Origin of the sequence: Fictibacillus sp. NPDC058756, from assembly GCF_042746035.1 — a bacterium.
GTDB lineage: Bacteria > Bacillota > Bacilli > Bacillales > Fictibacillaceae > Fictibacillus.
Map to the genome: position 1 here is coordinate 2,270,678 of NZ_JBHYPU010000001.1, position 17,741 is coordinate 2,288,418.

Annotated in this window: 17 protein-coding genes; 5 read left to right on the forward strand and 12 right to left on the reverse strand. The window is 38.0% G+C overall.

Translation table 11 applies throughout. The annotated features are described in order from the left end of the window. The first annotated feature begins 1 nt into the window (after position 1). Positions 2-178, forward strand: a complete 177-nt coding sequence (locus ACFW35_RS11430; RefSeq protein WP_379845816.1) for a hypothetical protein — start codon at positions 2-4, stop codon at positions 176-178. A 397-nt stretch (positions 179-575) separates the two neighbouring features. Here ACFW35_RS11430 and pepF read toward each other — a convergent pair whose 3' ends face one another. The 3 genes from pepF to mecA all read right to left on the reverse strand — a co-directional run bounded on the left by pepF (position 576) and on the right by mecA (position 4,482). Further along, positions 576-2,393: an oligoendopeptidase F gene (pepF, locus tag ACFW35_RS11435; protein ID WP_379845818.1), complete on the reverse strand. Its 1,818-nt coding sequence runs from the start codon at positions 2,391-2,393 to the stop codon at positions 576-578. A gap of 74 nt (positions 2,394-2,467) precedes the next feature. Continuing rightward, a complete protein-coding gene (locus tag ACFW35_RS11440) occupies positions 2,468-3,646 on the reverse strand; it encodes a competence protein CoiA (RefSeq protein ID WP_379847470.1) in 1,179 nt (392 codons plus the stop codon). A gap of 167 nt (positions 3,647-3,813) precedes the next feature. Further along, entirely contained in the window at positions 3,814-4,482 is a 669-nt protein-coding gene (gene mecA, locus ACFW35_RS11445; RefSeq protein WP_379845819.1) for an adaptor protein MecA, read from the reverse strand. A 323-nt stretch (positions 4,483-4,805) separates the two neighbouring features. On the opposite strand from mecA, the gene ACFW35_RS11450 reads away from it, so the two are divergent. Then, on the forward strand, positions 4,806-5,471 hold the full coding sequence (locus tag ACFW35_RS11450; RefSeq protein ID WP_379845821.1) for a TerC family protein: 666 nt from the start codon (positions 4,806-4,808) through the stop codon (positions 5,469-5,471). Between the two features lie 370 nt (positions 5,472-5,841). On the opposite strand, the gene spxA is transcribed toward ACFW35_RS11450, so the two are convergent. From spxA to ACFW35_RS11465, 3 genes are all read right to left on the reverse strand, one after another. After that, positions 5,842-6,240 (reverse strand): transcriptional regulator SpxA, encoded by a 399-nt coding sequence (gene spxA, locus ACFW35_RS11455; RefSeq protein WP_066288819.1) that lies wholly within the window; start codon positions 6,238-6,240, stop codon positions 5,842-5,844. Between the two features lie 644 nt (positions 6,241-6,884). Further along, entirely contained in the window at positions 6,885-7,019 is a 135-nt protein-coding gene (locus ACFW35_RS11460; protein WP_276531343.1) for a hypothetical protein, read from the reverse strand. Between the two features lie 38 nt (positions 7,020-7,057). Next, complete coding sequence (locus ACFW35_RS11465; protein ID WP_379845822.1) at positions 7,058-7,672, reverse strand: GNAT family N-acetyltransferase; 615 nt, start codon at positions 7,670-7,672, stop codon at positions 7,058-7,060. A 125-nt stretch (positions 7,673-7,797) separates the two neighbouring features. Between ACFW35_RS11465 and ACFW35_RS11470 the strand changes: the two genes are divergently transcribed. The 3 genes from ACFW35_RS11470 to ACFW35_RS11480 all read left to right on the forward strand — a co-directional run bounded on the left by ACFW35_RS11470 (position 7,798) and on the right by ACFW35_RS11480 (position 10,484). After that, positions 7,798-7,980 carry a hypothetical protein gene (locus ACFW35_RS11470; RefSeq protein ID WP_379845824.1) on the forward strand — a complete coding sequence of 61 codons (183 nt, stop codon included), beginning with the start codon at positions 7,798-7,800 and terminating at the stop codon, positions 7,978-7,980. A gap of 95 nt (positions 7,981-8,075) precedes the next feature. Beyond that, complete coding sequence (locus tag ACFW35_RS11475; protein WP_379845826.1) at positions 8,076-9,836, forward strand: UbiD family decarboxylase; 1,761 nt, start codon at positions 8,076-8,078, stop codon at positions 9,834-9,836. A gap of 108 nt (positions 9,837-9,944) precedes the next feature. Continuing rightward, positions 9,945-10,484: an HD domain-containing protein gene (locus ACFW35_RS11480; protein WP_379845827.1), complete on the forward strand. Its 540-nt coding sequence runs from the start codon at positions 9,945-9,947 to the stop codon at positions 10,482-10,484. Between the two features lie 32 nt (positions 10,485-10,516). Here the strand turns inward: ACFW35_RS11480 and ACFW35_RS11485 are convergent, their stop codons facing one another. The 6 genes from ACFW35_RS11485 to ACFW35_RS11510 form a co-directional block, all read right to left on the reverse strand. Then, positions 10,517-11,368: a DegV family protein gene (locus ACFW35_RS11485; RefSeq protein ID WP_379845829.1), complete on the reverse strand. Its 852-nt coding sequence runs from the start codon at positions 11,366-11,368 to the stop codon at positions 10,517-10,519. Between the two features lie 132 nt (positions 11,369-11,500). Further along, positions 11,501-12,499 carry an ABC transporter ATP-binding protein gene (locus ACFW35_RS11490; RefSeq protein ID WP_379845830.1) on the reverse strand — a complete coding sequence of 333 codons (999 nt, stop codon included), beginning with the start codon at positions 12,497-12,499 and terminating at the stop codon, positions 11,501-11,503. Continuing rightward, positions 12,499-13,518, reverse strand: a complete 1,020-nt coding sequence (locus ACFW35_RS11495) for an ABC transporter ATP-binding protein (RefSeq protein WP_379845832.1) — start codon at positions 13,516-13,518, stop codon at positions 12,499-12,501. The genes ACFW35_RS11490 and ACFW35_RS11495 overlap by 1 nt, the downstream gene beginning before the upstream one ends. 21 nt (positions 13,519-13,539) lie before the next feature. Beyond that, positions 13,540-14,562, reverse strand: a complete 1,023-nt coding sequence (opp3C, locus tag ACFW35_RS11500; RefSeq protein ID WP_379845833.1) for an oligopeptide ABC transporter permease — start codon at positions 14,560-14,562, stop codon at positions 13,540-13,542. Beyond that, on the reverse strand, positions 14,562-15,491 hold the full coding sequence (opp3b, locus tag ACFW35_RS11505) for an oligopeptide ABC transporter permease (protein WP_379845835.1): 930 nt from the start codon (positions 15,489-15,491) through the stop codon (positions 14,562-14,564). The genes opp3C and opp3b overlap by 1 nt, the downstream gene beginning before the upstream one ends. 232 nt (positions 15,492-15,723) lie before the next feature. Further along, positions 15,724-17,412 carry a peptide ABC transporter substrate-binding protein gene (locus tag ACFW35_RS11510; protein WP_379845837.1) on the reverse strand — a complete coding sequence of 563 codons (1,689 nt, stop codon included), beginning with the start codon at positions 17,410-17,412 and terminating at the stop codon, positions 15,724-15,726. Between the last annotated feature and the right edge of the window lie 329 nt (positions 17,413-17,741).

Below are 17,741 nucleotides of genomic sequence, written 5' to 3' on the forward strand. Positions count from 1 at the left end.
AATGTATTTAGTACTTATCATTGTTAGTCTAATCTCATTAGCAGGGAGTTTCTATTATTTTGTACTCTCTCTATTAAATATGGCCCCAAAAATTGTTGCGGTTCCAAGTCTGTTCATCGCAATATTAATTACGATGCTATGCTACAACTACCGTTCAAAATTAAAAAGAATTTTATAGCATTAGAAAATCCTGCCCGGTTTTCCGGACAGGATTTTTTTAGGCAGTTTTCGTAAACTTTGTTGTTAGTGGAAGTGTTTGATTTCCGCTCCAGGATGCTCGCTTTCCGCGGGGCGTGCGGTTAGCCCCGGCGAAAGATATATGAAGTGCTGCTCCTGCGACTACAAGAAAACCCTGCCGAAGCAAGCTTCCTCGTCGCATGCCTTGCGAGAAGAATACTCTGGTAGTCGGCACGCTGATCCCGCAGGACAAGGAAGGCTTCGGCAGCGTTACATCGCACGAAGAAAATTGATTTTAATTTTCGAGGAGTCTCGCACCTTACGCTCCAATCAACTTGTCAACGAAGTGTCTTCACAAAAAAGAATTATTAGCAACAATCTTTTAGAAAAGAGCCTTTTTATTTCTCAAATAGCAGCTCTTCCATCTCGTCTAAAATAGACTCAAATACTTTAAGAGCATCTTCAATTGGTTCTGGTGTTGTCATATCAACACCAGCTTTTTTCAATACTTCGATCGGATAATCTGAGCTTCCGGCTTTCAAGAATTCCAGATATCTTTCTACTGCAGGTTTTCCTTCTTCAAGGATCTGTTTGGATAAGGAAGCGGCTGCAGAGAATCCTGTAGCATATTGATAAACATAGAAGTTGTAATAGAAATGAGGAATTCTTGCCCATTCTAATCCAATTTCTTTATCAATTGCAAGATCTTCACCAAAGTACTTAACATTCAGATCGTAATAGATCTTTGTTAATAGTTCTGGCGTTAAAGGCTCACCTTTTGCAGCACGAACATGGATTTCCTGTTCGAACTCAGCAAACATCGTCTGACGGAAAACAGTACCTCTAAATCCTTCTAAGTGGTGATTCAGAAGGTAAAGCTTTTCTTTCTTATCTGTAGTTTTTTGCAGCATGTAGTGGTTTAATAGAGCTTCATTACATGTCGATGCAACTTCTGCAACAAAGATTGAATAATCAGCATAAGGATACGGCTGGTTTTCACGTGTATAGTAGCTATGAACAGAGTGACCGATTTCATGAGTAAGTGTGAACAAGTTATTTACATTGTCTTGCCAGTTCATCAGGATGTATGGCATTGTTCCATAGGCACCAGAAGAATATGCTCCACTTCGCTTTCCAGCATTCTCATGTACATCAATCCAGCGCTTTTCATAGCCTTCTTTAACGATTGTTTTATACTCTTCACCCATAGGATCCAAGCTGTCCAACACCAGCTGCTGTGCTTCCTTAAAGCTAACTTCCATCTTTGTATCTTTAACAAGCGGCGTATACAAGTCGTACATATGGAGCTCATCAAGACCTAGAGCTTTTTTACGAAGACGGACATAACGGTGAAGCAAGTGAAGGTTATCATTGACGGTTTTCACTAAGTTATCATATACCGCTTCAGGAATATTATTGTTATTTAGAGCTGCTTGTCGAGCTGAATCAAAATGCCGAGTTTTCGCAAAGAAATTATCGCGTTTTACAGTACCTGCAAGTGTGCTTGCAAATGTATTCTTATAAGAATCATATGTTCCATAAACCGCTTTAAACGCATCCTCCCTTACACGGCGGTCAGAGCTTTCAAGAAAACGGATGTAACGGCCATGGGTAACTTCAATATCTTCCCCATTCTCGTCTTTAATAACAGGAAACTTCAAATCAGCGTTGTTAAGCATACCAAAAGTATTGCTTGAAGTATTAGCTACTTCTCTGACATCAGCTAAAAGTGCTTCTTCTTCCTTTGAAAGCACATGGGGACGCTGACGGTTGATCTCGTCTAGTGCATGTTTATAAAGCGCAAGAGGCTCGTAACTTTGAAGGAACTGACTGAGTGCTTCTTCAGAAAGAGATAAAATTTCAGGTACTGCAAAAGAAACAGTGCTGCTTACTTGCGTTGCAAGATTGGAAGCACGATCGTTCAATCCTTGATAGAAGGAGTTAGTAGTGTCCTGATCATATCTCATATGAGCATATGTATAAAGCTTACCAAGTTTTTTCGTTACTTCATCTTGTTTTTGCAGATAAGTATAAAGTGTTTCAGCTGATTCACCTAATTTTCCTTGAAAGGATTTAAGTTCAGGAAGCATCTGCTTCGTTTCCTCAAATTCTTTTTCCCAAACGTCATCCGACGTGTAAATTGCTTCTAAATCCCACGTATCTTCAACAGCAACTTCATTACGCTTAGGCAATGATTTTGTTTTTGTTTGAGACATACAAACACCTCCATATAATTTAAGAGAATGCATAACATTCTCCTTATGTATATCTACATATTACCAGAAAATGCTTATACAAAGTCAAAAATTACGGCTTTTTTACTGAAAATTTTGTCTTGTTCGAACGCCTCTTCAAGCGTTTTTGGATACGGAACTGATCTCTTCTTTTTATAATGGATGCCATTAATCTGCTCAATAATATTTTCAGACTCCAGATAGTTTAAATATCCTTTTATGGCACATTGATAACTACCTTTTAGATAAGGAAGTTTTCTTTCCTGAAATATCCGTTTCGATATCAGTTTCTTACACTCATTTTCAAGCTGCTGCAAAGTAAAGGTTGAAGATAATTTATCAATAATAAACAAAAGATATGATTGCCAAATATAAGGTGAAGTTTCAATGAAGTAATAGTTATAAGAAAGCATTCCTGCTAAAGGAGAAAATAAAGTGATTGACCTGTGATTAAAATACATAACTTTCTTTACATACATAATAGAAGGAGAAACATTTTTATAAGCGGTCATCCTCCATGTCTTTTTCTGATTATTCCATAATAGATTTTGATGCTTATAACATTTACTATTTAATGCATCAAACATCATGCTCAGTTCCAGTTTTTTTGCAGGAAACGTATATCCCTCAGCTATCACTTTTCTTTGTGAAATTGGAAGAATATTTCTTAGGAGGAGAAACTGCTGCTGTAAAGGACAAAAATAATTTAAATATAGCTTTCCTGATTTGTCTTTTTTGGCAGCGGTAAGATCAGTCATTTGCAGAGAATATAAATTCTCCCTCTTTTTCTTAATTCTTTTCATACCAAAAATCCAGTCAGATTCTACTTCAATTGATTGATATCCATAAATTCTGCTAGTAAACATATCAACATTCAATGTTGCACATTGATATTCGATTGCATGATTTTTCTTACCAAGATAAATATCCGGCCTTTGAGCTATGTCTCGCAAATAATGTTCCAGGTATAGGTTTTCTTCTTTTTTCATAAGCCAGTGAAACAGACTCTTTTTTCCCATTAAGTGATAGTTCGTTTCTGCTTCATGTAAACCAGTACAAGCACTTTGCGACTGATGTGCGAAATGCCATATTTTTTTTGAACCGCACTTAGGAATTACTTTATTCTTGCAAACGGGACATAAAAGCAATCCTGTTCTCATTTTTGAATACCACTGTTCCTTTGATGTTTCTCCAGTCATATCAACAAATTGATTTTCATATAGAGCAACAAGCATTTCTGTCACCTCTCCCCTCACTTCTAAATTAATAATGTGGGAAAGGAGCATAAAAAACATTTGGAGCTTTTCTAAAAAATACTCTTTATTACAATAGATATCCAGAATTCCCTTTAAGCAAAAAAAAATAAAAACCGATTTCAAATGTTACTGAAATCGGTTATAACTTATAATTTAAAATATTTCTGTACATGATCCAAAGCAGCTTCAGCAACAATTGTTTTGCCATATTCCTGAATACGGTATACTGACAAATCTGAGTCATTGCCGTACTCCAGCAACTGAGCTAATAAATCATCTTGTTCTCTGTCAGGCGCTTCTGGGTTGAATGTCACATACAGATAATACTTGCCTTCGAAGTGAAACAGCGAATTCTCAAATGAGGAAGAATCAATTGTATGGCTGAGAAGAATAACATCTTCAAAATCTCCAAAAGAAATTAAGAATGACAAGTAATCTTCTTCAGTTTCTTCAAGTTCATCGAACTCTTCTTCTGTTTGAAATTGCTGATCCAGCAGTTTTTCGATATTTTGATCAACAGGTAAGTCTAATTTATCATCACCTATTGGAAGTTCAATCTTTTTACCATCCTTAGACATTTGTGCACGTGTAACAATAATTTCAAGACCTTTATCCAGAGCCTGCACTTGAATCCAAAGAGGACCTTCTAATGGAAACTGTTCTTGCTGGTGTGCTTCGTCCATCATCTCCCAGAAGAGTTCTTCTCCTCTTTCGCGGTCAGCCCATATTTCTTCACGGTCGAATCCGCGATCTTCAATATCTCTGTACGTTATGAAAAATTTAATGGTGAACTCATTCACTCTTTCAATTTCCATTTCTGCTTCTCTCCCTTCTCTCCGGTTTGTTCGTGAAGGGATAAATACCCCTAGAAAAAAGCAATACTTATTACCTTTTATTCCCCAACTAAAAATACATCAATCACAATTAAACCTCTTGTACCTTATTCTATGACAAAACAGCTAAACTGGAAATAAAAAAGGCCCGTATTTACTGCCCTTTTTTGCGCCTAGATCAATGATAATAAAACTGCTGCTGCTTGACTCAAGTGGTCAAGCTGGACTATAATTCAATGGTCTTAAAGGTTAACATATTGTACCATAACTCACTTGAAATTTCATTAAATACGGGGGTTTTACTTTTGGAAACAGATTTTCTGATATCCCTTTTGCAAATTATCGCAATTGATATTCTACTTGGCGGCGATAACGCTATTGTTATAGCCCTTGCAAGCAGAAACTTACCTGAGAAACAGAGAAATAAAGCGATTTTCATAGGAACAGGACTGGCTATCGTTGTACGTGTAGTATTAACCATTGTAGCTGTTTATTTATTAAATATTCCATTCTTATACCTTGCAGGAGGTATTTTACTTCTAATCATAGCGTACAAGCTTATACTGGAAGAAGATGAAGAGCTTGATGTAAAAGCAGGGAAAAATTTATCTGATGCGGTTAAAACCATTGTATTCGCAGATATTGCTATGGGTCTGGATAATGTTTTAGCGATAGCAGGAGCTGCACACGGAAATATTATTCTTGTCGTAATTGGATTATTAGTATCTGTACCAATCATTATATGGGGAAGTAAAATAATATTGCACTTCATGGAACGGTTTCCTGTTTTAATTTATATTGGTTCAGGCGTACTCGCTTTTACCGCTGCAGGTATGATCATTGAAGAAAAAATGCTTCATACAGTATTTGCTGATAACACTATGCTTGAATATGGTTTATATTTATTCTTAATCATCGGTGTCTTATTTGCAGGTATATTGACGAACTCCATTAAAAGAAAAGCAAAGTAAAAATACGAATCCTGCCGGCACATGCTGGCAGGATTATTTTTTCAGGCTGTTTTTTTGGTTGCTTTTGAAAGAAGTTAATTTCCGCTCCAGGACTCGCTTTCCGCAGGGTGTGCGGTGAGCACATTCGCCGCTTTGCGTCATTGAATGGTCTCACCTGTCTTACTCATCCTGCAGGAGTCTCGCCCTTACGCTCCAATTAACTATACAATGCAGAAATTCTTAAGAATCCCTCTAAAAGCAATAATCTTTATAAAAACTGTATCGCACGAAGAAAATATGATTTTCATTTTCGAGGAGTCTAGCCCTCTCCATTTAACAATTCAACAATAAAATATAAAAAACTCCCGCAATTGCAGCGGAAGTTTTTCTTTTATTCATTTACAAGACGCTGTGCTTCCATAAGCTGAAAAGTCCGAACTCTTCTTGGCAAGAAACGGCGAATTTCATCTTCGTTATAGCCAACTTGCAGACGCTTTTCATCCAGGATGATTGGTCTTCTCAATAATCCAGGGTGATCTGCAATCAATTGATATAGATCTTGCAATGGCATGGATTCAAGATTAATGTTGAGTTCCTGGAACGTTTTTGAACGAGTAGAAATAATCTCGTCAGTACCGTCCTCTGTCATTCTCAAGATTTGCTTAACTTCTTCTATTGATAAAGGTTCCGAAAAAATATTTCTTTCTTGATAAGGAATCTCATTTTCTTTTAACCATGCTTTAGCTTTTCGGCATGATGTACAGCTCGGCGAAGTAAATAGTGTGACCATATTGGAACTCTCCTTCCCCTCTCTCTGATTTAGGTACTTTAAAAAAGTTATTAAATCATCATTAATAGTATACTACACATTTTACATTTTCGGTAGAGGTTATACAGACTTTTGTACATTTTTACGAATTTGTCATACAAATGCAATACATATACAGCTTGTCTTACACAACTTATCCGTCATTTTTTCATACATATATATAGACGTATTACCCGAAGATAAGTTTCATAAAACATAAAAAATAAGCTCTTTTCTAATAGTTTTTTTGTTTTTAAATTGTTTTTTGAAGACCCCCGTTGATAAGTTGATTGGAGCGCAAGGTGCGAGACTCCTCGAAAATAAAAATCAATTTTCTTCGTGCGATGTAACGCTGCCGAAGCCTTCCTTGTCCTGCGGGATCAGCGTGCCAACCACCTGAAATTACTTCTCGCAAGGCATGCGACGAAAAAGCAAACTTCGATATGATTTTCTTGCAGACGCAGGAGCACAAATACTTCTTTGAATGAGACCCCTCCAGCGCAAAGCGATAGGGAGGCTCAACCCATGCCCGCGGAAAGCGAGCATCCTGGAGCGGATATCAACCCTTCAAATTGCATAGTTTATGAAAACGGCAAAAAAATAAAAGAGTGGCTTAGCCACTCTTTTTAAGCTATTGTTTTATTTACTTGTGATGCAGGTCCTTTTCGCGGAATACTTGGTCTAAGGTTCTTGAGGTTTTTCTTCAGCATCTCTTTCCATAATTCGCGCTTTGTTTTTTTCTTCTTATCTTTTTGTTTCATAACGCCTGCTCCTCCTTCAACAAGGAAAATAGTAATAATTATTCGGAAGCGGATTCCCTTGGCGTATCGGAAGACTCATTTTTAACCATTTCGGGTTTTGGAGCCGCTGGTTCTGTATCCAAGGTGAGCACTTCACTTGCTGGCTGATAAGACTTGCCGTACAATTCACTATCTTTGTACGTGTGTATTTCATTATACGTCTTTTTCATGTTTTCATAAATAGTTTCTTCAGATTCTTTTGTAGGTGACCAGTATAAGATCTCCATCTCATTTACTTCATTAGTTGCCAATGAACGTCTTCTATACCCAATACTTGATGCATGTTCAAAGCCCTCTCGTGTATAGAAACGAAGACGTTTTTCTGTGTCGCTGTCTTCATAGTCAACCGGCTCAACTTCTAAGATAATCGGTTTGCCTTTAGATTTTAATTTATCGATAAGCTTATGTCCCAAACCTTGTCCTCTGGCATCTTTTGAAACGAATAAATAATCGATAAAAACAAAGTCTGGAAGTTCAACGTACATTAGTACGTGATGTTTTCCTTCATCTTTATGATAGATATTACTCTTTTCATCGAGCAGAAGTTCCATATGTTCTTTTGATTTCATTTCTTCAATCGGAAAATATTGATTTAACTTCTCATACCAATTCATTGTTTCCCCATCAGCTCCTTAATTTTTTTTATTATAGTTTTCCCTCTTTCTTCCTTTGTTATCATGGGATACAATAGAGAAAGAAGTACGTGGTGAACGAGTTGTAAAAAAAGGAGGCATCCTCTTTGATATCATTCTTTACCGATTTAACGTTATTAGCTTTATGTGTGGTTGGTATTACAGCATTAATGGGAACGATTTCTCAACTCATCGCGGTAAAATTGTTCGGCGGTAAGAAAGTTTCACATTTCGTGGATAAATCGAAGTCTTTCCAACAAAATTGGAATCCTGTAAAAAGAAGAAATTAAATGGAAACAACCCTTACCTTTTGGGTTGTTTTTTCACATTTTTTCCCCGAACTGCTTTATAATACAAGGGTAACATACATAATAGAGGTGTACAAATGCATAGAAACCTTAGAACTTTTATTAGTCAATTAAGAGAAGAAAACGAAATTATTGAGATACATGCCGAAGTCGATCCATATTTAGAGATCCCTGAAATTCACAGACGTGTCATTGCAGAAGAAGGCCCTGCTCTTCTTTTTACAAACGTTAAAGGTAAAAACATACCTGTAGTGACAAATTTATTTGGAACGATAAAACGTGTAGATATGGCTTTCGGTCCAAAGCCTGAACAATTAGTTAAAGATCTTGTCTCATCTATTGATGAACTCATGCCTCCTTCCCCTTCTGTTCTATGGAAGAAAAAAGGTATGATCAAGGACGTTTTATCTCTAGGAACAAAAAAAGTCGGCAAGAATAAATCACCTATCCTCGAAACGTTTACGACGAATGTCAATATGAAGGATCTCCCGGCTCTTACTGGGTGGCACCTTGACAGCAATCCTTTTGTTACTTTGCCGCTCGTTTATACTGAACATCCCGATAAACACGAACACAACCTTGGGATGTATCGGATTGAAATTAAAGAAGAAAATAAGACCGGAATTCACTGGCAAATACATAAAGGCGGCGGTTTCCATCATTACGAAGCAGAACAAAAAAACCAAGCACTGCCTGTAACATTATTCTTAGGAGGACCTCCTTCCTTAATGATCAGTGCGATAGCTCCACTTCCAGAAGCAGTTCCCGAACTGATGTTTTCATCTATGCTTATGGGAGAAAAATTAAGCCTTGCTCATGTTGATGGCCACCCTCATCCGTTAATTGCCGAAGCAGAATTTGCTTTTGGCGGTGTGGTTCCACCTCATGTTCGTGAACCTGAAGGACCATTTGGAGATCATTATGGATATTACTCATGGGCGCATGACTTCCCTGTTTTCAACGTTGATAAGATGTGGAAACGAAAAGATGCGATCTATCCTGCTACAGTAGTAGGAAAGCCAAAACAAGAAGACTATTTTATCGGAGAATATCTGCAGCGTTTAATGAGCCCTTTATTCCCGGTAGTTATGAATGGTGTACGGGATTTATGGACGTACGCCGAAACTGGATTCCATGCATTAGCAGGTGCAGTTGTTCGTGAATCGTATTATAAAGAAGGTCTTGCTCATGCATTCCGTATTATGGGAGAGGGCCAGCTTACGTTAACCAAGTTTTTGATGGTAACCAACAAACCTGTTAACCTGCAAAATTTCGCGGAATTAGCTGAAGGGGTTCTCGAAAGATTCCTTCCTGAGCGCGATTTGCTGATTATTCATGATACTTCCATGGATACTTTGGATTATACGGGACGAAAGTTTAATACAGGCTCAAAAGCAATTATGACTGGTCTTGGTGAACCTGTCCGTGAATTAAAGAGAACGTATGAAGGAGGAACTATATCAGGGATTAATGATGTGGGTGTTTTCTGCGGAGGCTGTTTAACTGTGAGCGGACCATCCTTTGATGAAGCTCCAGATTTTGCTGAACAACTTTTGTCTAATAGCCATGACTCCTTTAAGGATTGGCCACTCGTCTTTTTAGTAGATGATGCTTCCATCGCATCAACTCAAGCTGAGTTTTTATGGACAACTTTTACGCGCTTTGATCCGGCATATGATGTCTATGCTAAAAGTACGATTGACCGGAACCGTATTAAATATGAAGGAACGATAATCATTGATGCAAGAATGAAGCCTTTCTATCCGGATGTTGTTGAAACTCGTCCCGATATTGATCAAAAAGTTACTGAAAGATGGAATGAATATTTCCCTAAATAAAAGAAGCGTTTTCACGCTTCTTTTTTACATTTTAAATGTTGATATATTGTCCAAAGGGTGGTAAAGTATTTAACAATATACATTTTTTGAGGAAAGGAGAAATCGCTTATGAGAAAAATTACTTTAACGGACTTATACAAACATTCCTATGTACAAAAATACGTGAAACGCTCAGGTATGGTACATGCCATTTCAACCGCTTATCATGCTTATCGTTTAGCAGTGAAACATGGTGTAGATCCTGATATGGCAACTAAGGCAGCTTTTCTTCATGATATCGGACATTATACATGGTACAAAAATGGCCACTGGGACTATGACATGTATAAGGAAAATGATATTCATGCTATTAAGGGAGCCGAACGTGCACACCGTATTTTAGTCTCATTGGGAGAAGACCGTAAAAAAGCAAAAGAGATCGCTTTGGCTATTTTACTTCATACAGATTCTTATCTTCCGGCAGGGTCATTACATTTAAATCCGCTGCAGAAAGTTGTTGCTCTTGCTGATGAAGCAGACGAAGAACCAGGTGGATCACATCACTATCGAACTGTCAGCGATATAAAGGCATTAACCATGATCAAAAAATTAGATGAAATGGTAGATGAGTATAATGAAGAAGAAAAAGTAAAACACTCTGTTTCCTAAGAAGGAAAAGAGTGTTTTTGTCATTTTACATATTAATAAGCTACAAAACCAATAGCTTTCTCACTGGAATACGTTCCAATTGTACTTCCAAATCGGGTATAGATCACTTTGGGAAAGCTCTCTAATTCAAATAACTCATTAAAGTCTTTTTTTACATCTTCTGTAGAAGAAAAGCTATGAATTAAATAAAGTGTTTTCTCAGGGTTTTCCGATTTCCACTCTAAAATGATTTCTTTCATTTTCGTTAAACCTTTTTTGCTTCCACGGAACTTTCCGATTGTTTCAACAACACCGTCAATAATAGAAATCATTGGTTTAATGTTCAGCATGCCAGCTATTGCACCTTGAACTGCTGAGATTCTGCCGCCCTTTTTAAGGTTCTCCAGTGTCTCAAGAAGAACATAAGCTTTAATACCTGCTTTTGTTTTTTCAAGCTGACTAACAATTTCATTTAGGGAAGAATCATTTTTTGACATCTCGATCGCTTCATTCAATAAGATCTGTACACCGCCAGAAGCAATCCCAGAGTCGATAATCGTTACTCTTTGTTGTTCCTCTTCCGAAAGCATGCTTTTGCCAATTGTTGCACTTTGAACAGTACCGCTTAAATTTGAAGAAATACCGATATATAAAACTTCATTTCCTTTGTTCAATTCTTTTTGAAATGCCTCAAAGAATGATTGTGGTGATGGCTGGCTTGTTTTAGGCAGCTCCGGTTCACTTGACATTCTTTTATAGAATTCATCTTCTGTTATATTTACTCCATCTAAATAGTGATCTTCTCCAAACTGTACATTTAGAGGGACAATCGTTAATGGAATCTCTGTTATTTTAGAATTTATTTTTAAATCACTTGCGCTATCAACGATAAAACTTAGTTTCATGAATTTACCCCTTTTCTGCTTCTCAATCAATTGTAGGGATGTGTAACAATAATATTGTATACGCTTTACACACTCAATTTAGTTTAACATAAAAAACGATCTCCTTAAATGAGGGAGACCGTTTTAAATGTGTTAATTATTTTGTTTAACAACTTCTTCATCATATAGATGACAAGCTACCCAGTGTCCTTCTCGTGCTTCTTGCCATTTTGGCTTAACAGCTGCACATACATCCATTGCATGCGGGCAGCGCGTACGGAAACGGCATCCGCTTGGAGGATTGATAGGACTTGGAACATCACCTTCAAGGATGATTCGTTCACGGCTTCTTTCTAATTCAGGATCCGGAACAGGAATCGCTGATAAAAGAGCTTGTGTATAAGGATGCAGAGGCTCTTCATAAAGCTCATCACTTGTTGTAAGTTCCACGATATTTCCTAAATACATTACACCTACACGATCAGAAATATGTTTAACCATAGATAGATCATGGGCAATAAATAGATAAGTAAGACCGCGTTCTTTTTGAAGTTCCATCATTAGGTTTACTACTTGTGCCTGAATGGAAACGTCAAGTGCCGAGATAGGCTCATCGGCAATGATAAAGTCAGGATCTACAGCAAGTGCACGAGCAATCCCGATACGCTGACGCTGACCGCCTGAAAACTCATGCGGATAACGGTTAGCATGCTCTCTGTTCAAACCTACTGTTTCAAGAAGTTCGTAAACACGGTTGTCACGATCTTTCTTTGTTTTTGCCAAGCCGTGGATATCGATGCCTTCAGCAATGATATCTTTAACTGTCATTCTAGGATTTAATGATGCATATGGATCTTGGAAGATCATCTGCATCTTACGGTTGAATTTCTTTAGATCAGAACGGGATTTTCTTCCGTGAACGTCTTCACCTTCATAGAATACTTCTCCATCTGTTGCATCATATAGTCTGATGATTGTACGACCTGTAGTAGATTTACCGCATCCGGACTCTCCTACTAGACCAAGTGTTTCACCTTTATAAATATCAAAAGATACATCGTCTACTGCTTGTAAAACGCCCTTTTTTCCAGCTGGGAAATACTTTTTAAGATTTTTAACTTCTAGTAACTTTTCTCTCTCTACAACTGCCATTATCGAGCACCCCCAACTACTGCCGCTTCAGGCGGTTCAACTTTTGGCGCTCGCTCATCTAACAACCAGCAAGCAGCTTTGTGCGATGAAGAAACGTCAGTTGCTTCAGGCATATGTTCTACGCAAACTTCCATCGCATAAGGACAACGCGCTGCAAACGGACATCCTTTCGGAGGATTCATTAAGTCAGGCGGTGTTCCTGGAATTGCTAATAACTCTTTTGAATCTGAATTCAATTTTGGCATGGAAGCTAACAGCCCCCATGTATAAGGATGCTTCGGCTTGTAAAAGATTTCATCAACAGTTCCAGTCTCAACGATCATGCCACCGTACATTACGGCTACACGCTGAGCAAGGTTTGCAACTACTCCTAAATCATGCGTGATAAGAATGATTGCAGTTCCTGTCTTATCTTGAAGGTCACGCATCAAGTCTAAGATCTGAGCTTGAATCGTTACATCAAGTGCTGTTGTCGGTTCATCCGCGATCAATACTTTAGGGTTACACGCTAGTGCAATCGCGATAACAACACGCTGGCGCATTCCGCCTGAAAATTGGTGAGGATATTCATCCACACGAAGTTCAGGATTTGGAATACCTACAAGCTTTAATAGATTAATTGAACGCTCTTTTGCTTCGCTCTTGCTCATGTTCTGATGCTTACGCAATCCTTCCATGATCTGCTTTCCGATTGTCATCGTTGGATTCAAGGATGTCATCGGATCTTGGAAGATCATTGAGATTTCAGCACCGCGAATTTTTTCCATTTCACGCTCAGTCGCTTTTGCAAGGTCTTTACCTTGGAAGCGAATTGCGCCTTCTTTAATTGAACCTATTTTATTTGGTAAAAGTCTCATTACTGCTTTAGAAGTAACAGACTTACCAGATCCGGATTCACCTACGATTGCAAGTGATTCCCCTTTATCTAATGATAAGCTAACACCACGAACGGCTTTAACTTCTCCCCCATATGTCTGGAAGGAGACATGAAGGTTATCTAGCTCTAAAAGTTTTTCCATTTATAAAATCTCCTTCCTATACTATCTTCTCATTTTCGGATCAAGTGCATCACGCAATCCGTCCCCAAGCAAGTTAAAGCTGATCATCAAGATACACATGATGGAAGCAGGATAGATCGCTAAGTGCGGATAGATACGCAAAGATCTAAATCCATCTGCAATCAAAGCACCTAGCGAAGCAGTCGGCGGCTGTATACCTAGACCGATAAAGCTAAGAAACGCTTCGAAGAAAATAGCGCCTGGAATTGTAAATGTACTTGTTACAATGATTGCACCAAGTGTATTTGGCAATAAGTGTTTTGTAATTAATCGGCCATTTGTTGACCCAAGTGTTTTTGATGCTAATACAAATTCCCGGTTTTTTAATGAAAGAATCTGCGCACGTACAATACGCGACATTCCTATCCACCCGGTTATAACGAGAGCTAGTGTGATTGAGAGTATCCCTGGATCTAGTATGATAATGAACAGGATAATTACAACCAGATTCGGTATACCTACTAATACTTCTACTACACGCTGCATCACGTCATCTACTCTTCCACCATAAAAGGCAGAAATTCCACCGTAAGCAACACCAACAATCAAATCGATGGTTGCTGCCAAAAATGCGATATAAAGAGAAATTTGTGTCCCTTTCCATACACGTACCCATTGGTCACGCCCAAGCGGGTCAGTTCCAAACCAAAATTTATCTTCAGCTGGTACATTCTTCATTTCGTACTGATCTACACCACGAATATCTACCCCATCTACCCCTAAGAAGCCAATCTTCTCTAATCCTGGGATCTTTGGAGGCAAGTTTGCACGCATGAGTTCTTGATCATCCATTCCATACTTACTTAAAGATGGTGCGATTAGAGAGAATACGATTATGAATACGATTGCAAAGAAACCTAGCATGGCAGCTTTATTCTTCTTCAATCGTCTAAAGGCATCTTGCCAAAAGCTTAAACTCGGTTTTGTAATTTCTTCGCCTTTACCTTTACCTAAATCTGCAGGGCGAAATAAATCAGGTGTTAATTTTCTTTCTGACATACTCATTATGATTTACCTCCTGCTACACGAATACGAGGATCAATGATTCCATAAAGGATATCTACTACAAGAATGATAACGATGATTAAGAAACTATAGAATAGTGTCGTACCCATAATTACCGGATAGTCATTTAGGTTGATACTCTTAACAAATTGTTCACCAATACCAGGTATCGCAAAGATATTTTCAATAACGAGTGATCCTGTAATAAGTGCGATTGCCATCGGTCCAAGAATTGTAACGATAGGGATCATACTGTTTCGTACACAGTGTTTAATGATTACTGAATTTTTGCTGACCCCTTTAGATCTCGCCATTAAAATATAGTCTGTTCCTAATATTTCAAGCATTTCTGTACGCATAAAACGAGCAACTGTGGCAATAACTCCTACGGATAGAGAGAATGCCGGCATAATGTGATATTTAGGACCATCCCAGAATGCAACTGGAAGCCATCCAAGTTTTACCCCAATGTAGTATTGCAATAGTCCTGCAAATACGAAGGATGGTATAGCTATTCCAAATACGGCTACTACCATAGCACCATAATCGATAAACGAATTATGTTTAAGTGCAGCTGCGATACCTAAAATCAAGCCAACTAACGTTCCGAATACCAATGCTTCAAAACCTACTGTAGCTGAAGGGCCCATACCGTTAGCGATCATTGAGTTAACGGTACGTCCATCGAACTGAAACGTATATCCTAAATCACCCTGTGCCAATTTCCCTAGATAATTGATGTATTGAACAGGCACCGGGTCATTTAACCCGTATTTTTCGTTCAGAGCAAAGCGCTGGGACTCAGTTAACTTCTCTTGGTTGTTAAAAGGAGAACCAGGTAATAATTTCATTAAAAAGAATGTAATCGTTGCAATGATAAGCAGTGTTAAAAACATCGCAAACACGCGCTTAGATATATAACGCAACATTACAAACACCTCCCCCAAATGTTTCAAGCCTTAATATTTTGAAATCTTTCTGTAATATCTATCTTAAGGGACAAAATATTTTATATCAATAGAAAATAATCTTTTTTCGACATTTTCTGATATCTTTTTTATTCATGAATATTTCATCCGTTGTTTTCAAGGCAAAAAAGAGAGTACATGTCAGGAACACATGTACTCTCCTGAGAAAAACTATTTACTATTTTTCAATAGATTATTGTTTTCCTTCAATGTAAGCCCACTTGTAAGAAACATCAGCTCCGAATAAGTGATGAGCCAAGTCTTTTACGTACGGCTTTTGAAGGCCAGTAACACCACGTTGGTATAGTGGAGAGATCGCTTGATCTTCGAAAAGAACTTTCTCAGCTTCAAGCATCATTTCCCAACGCTTCTCTTGATCCATTTCTTTCTTAGCATCGTTGATTAACTTGTCATACGCAGGATTTGAATAACCCATTTGGTTATGAGCTCCATCAGTTACGAACATATCTAGGAACGTCATTGGATCTTGGTAGTCAGGACCCCAACCAGCATAAGAGAAGTCATACTCACCTTTAGATTCTAGTTCTAACTTTTGCTTAAATGGTTGTGCTTTGATAGAAACTTTGATTCCAGGAAGGTTCTTTTCAAGTTGGTTCTTGAAGAACTCACCCATCTTCTTAGCGCCATCAGAATCGTAGTTCAATAACTCAAGTTCTACAGTTTCTTTGCCAAGTTCTTTTAGACCTGCAGCCCAAAGTTCTTTAGCTTTTTCTAAATCATAGCTACCGAAGTTGCCGTTAGTCTTACGGAAGTCTTCTCCGTCTGGACCTGGAGTGAACTCACCAGGAACTAGGTAGTAAGCAGGAGTAGATCCGTTGTTAAGAAGTACGTCTACCATAGATTGCTTGTCATATGCCATGTCGATCGCTTTACGGATGTTAGCGTTCTTAAGAGCATCTGAATTTTTAGAGTTTTGGTTTAAACGCAAGAAGAATACTGTAGCTTCTCCGCGAGTGTAAAGATCTTCGTGATCTTTGTATTGGTCAACATATTCCATGCTTAGACCAGTGATATCTGTTTGACCTGTTTCATAAAGGTTTACGCTTGTAGCAACGTCTTTAACGATTTTAACGTTAATTTCGTCTAGCTTCACGTTGTCTTTATCCCAGTAGTTATCGTTTTTCTTGTACTGCCATCCTTCGTTGTGTTTCCACTCGTTAAGTACGAAAGGACCGTTGTATAATAGAGTGTTAGCTTCTAAAGCGTACTTGTCGCCTTGAGATTTAACAAACTCTTCTTTTTGCGGATAGAAAGTTGCGAATCCAGTTAGTCCTAAGAAATAAGGAGCTGGAGCTTCAAGAGTTACTTCAAGAGTTGATTCATCAACAGCTTTAACACCTAGCTCTTCTACTTTACCGAATAATGGGTCACCATCAGTTTGGATCGCGTTAGCGTTCTTTACAGGTCCCATGATGTAAGCATACTCAGAAAGAGTATCTGGGTGTAGAGCTTTTCTCCAAGAGTAAACGAAATCGTTAGCAGTTACTTTAGATCCGTCACTCCATTTTGCTTCTGGATTAAGTTTAAAAGTATAAACTGTTCCATCTTCGTTTGTATCATGGCTTAACGCCACACCTGGAGTTGGTTTGTTGTCTTTATCAAGACGGTATAAACCTTCCATTACGTTGTTAAGTACTTCAAATGATACAGAGTCTGTTGCAAGAGACGAATCCATTGAAGGAATTTCTTCTCCATCAAGGATGTTAAGTACTTGCGGCTCAGCAGGCTTTTCAGTTTTATCGCCTTCGTTGCCGCCTTTCTTGTCGCCAGCTTTTTCTTTTTCTCCGCCACTACAAGCAGCTAAGAACATGCTAAGAACAAGAACTAGCGTAAGAAGCAATGACCATTTTGACTTCTTCATGAGTCGACCTCCCCTTTTTATCCTGTTAATTTGTTAGCAGACGAAAGTCTCAAGAATTATCAGACATTTCATCTACAAGTTCGATTATACAAGTTTTCAAACAATTGTGGAATTATTTTTTTTAAGAGTTTTACAAAAAGCCCATGATATTTACTTTTCCTTAACAAAAAATAGGTATAAAGACCTATAATGTGTAAGTGTGTATTTTCTGATTATTCTACAAATTTTACCAATATTATATGTAAACTAGCATGAATATTACATTCTCGATTTCCTGTGCAGATAGACAATGCCTCATTTTGAATTATAATTCGTCAAATTTATATTTC

Excerpts from the sequence above, each read along its gene's own strand:
- ACFW35_RS11430 (WP_379845816.1), top strand. The coding sequence starts at position 2 with ATGTATTTAGTACTTATCATTGTTAGTCTAATCTCATTAGCAGGGAGT.
- pepF (WP_379845818.1), bottom strand. The coding sequence starts at position 2,393 with ATGTCTCAAACAAAAACAAAATCATTGCCTAAGCGTAATGAAGTTGCT.
- ACFW35_RS11440 (WP_379847470.1), bottom strand. The coding sequence starts at position 3,646 with ATGCTTGTTGCTCTATATGAAAATCAATTTGTTGATATGACTGGAGAA.
- mecA (WP_379845819.1), bottom strand. The coding sequence starts at position 4,482 with ATGGAAATTGAAAGAGTGAATGAGTTCACCATTAAATTTTTCATAACG.
- spxA (WP_066288819.1), bottom strand. The coding sequence starts at position 6,240 with ATGGTCACACTATTTACTTCGCCGAGCTGTACATCATGCCGAAAAGCT.
- ACFW35_RS11460 (WP_276531343.1), bottom strand. The coding sequence starts at position 7,019 with ATGAAACAAAAAGATAAGAAGAAAAAAACAAAGCGCGAATTATGGAAA.
- ACFW35_RS11465 (WP_379845822.1), bottom strand. The coding sequence starts at position 7,672 with ATGAATTGGTATGAGAAGTTAAATCAATATTTTCCGATTGAAGAAATG.
- ACFW35_RS11475 (WP_379845826.1), top strand. The coding sequence starts at position 8,076 with ATGCATAGAAACCTTAGAACTTTTATTAGTCAATTAAGAGAAGAAAAC.
- ACFW35_RS11480 (WP_379845827.1), top strand. The coding sequence starts at position 9,945 with ATGAGAAAAATTACTTTAACGGACTTATACAAACATTCCTATGTACAA.
- ACFW35_RS11485 (WP_379845829.1), bottom strand. The coding sequence starts at position 11,368 with ATGAAACTAAGTTTTATCGTTGATAGCGCAAGTGATTTAAAAATAAAT.
- ACFW35_RS11490 (WP_379845830.1), bottom strand. The coding sequence starts at position 12,499 with ATGGCAGTTGTAGAGAGAGAAAAGTTACTAGAAGTTAAAAATCTTAAA.
- ACFW35_RS11495 (WP_379845832.1), bottom strand. The coding sequence starts at position 13,518 with ATGGAAAAACTTTTAGAGCTAGATAACCTTCATGTCTCCTTCCAGACA.
- opp3C (WP_379845833.1), bottom strand. The coding sequence starts at position 14,562 with ATGAGTATGTCAGAAAGAAAATTAACACCTGATTTATTTCGCCCTGCA.
- opp3b (WP_379845835.1), bottom strand. The coding sequence starts at position 15,491 with ATGTTGCGTTATATATCTAAGCGCGTGTTTGCGATGTTTTTAACACTG.
- ACFW35_RS11510 (WP_379845837.1), bottom strand. The coding sequence starts at position 17,412 with ATGAAGAAGTCAAAATGGTCATTGCTTCTTACGCTAGTTCTTGTTCTT.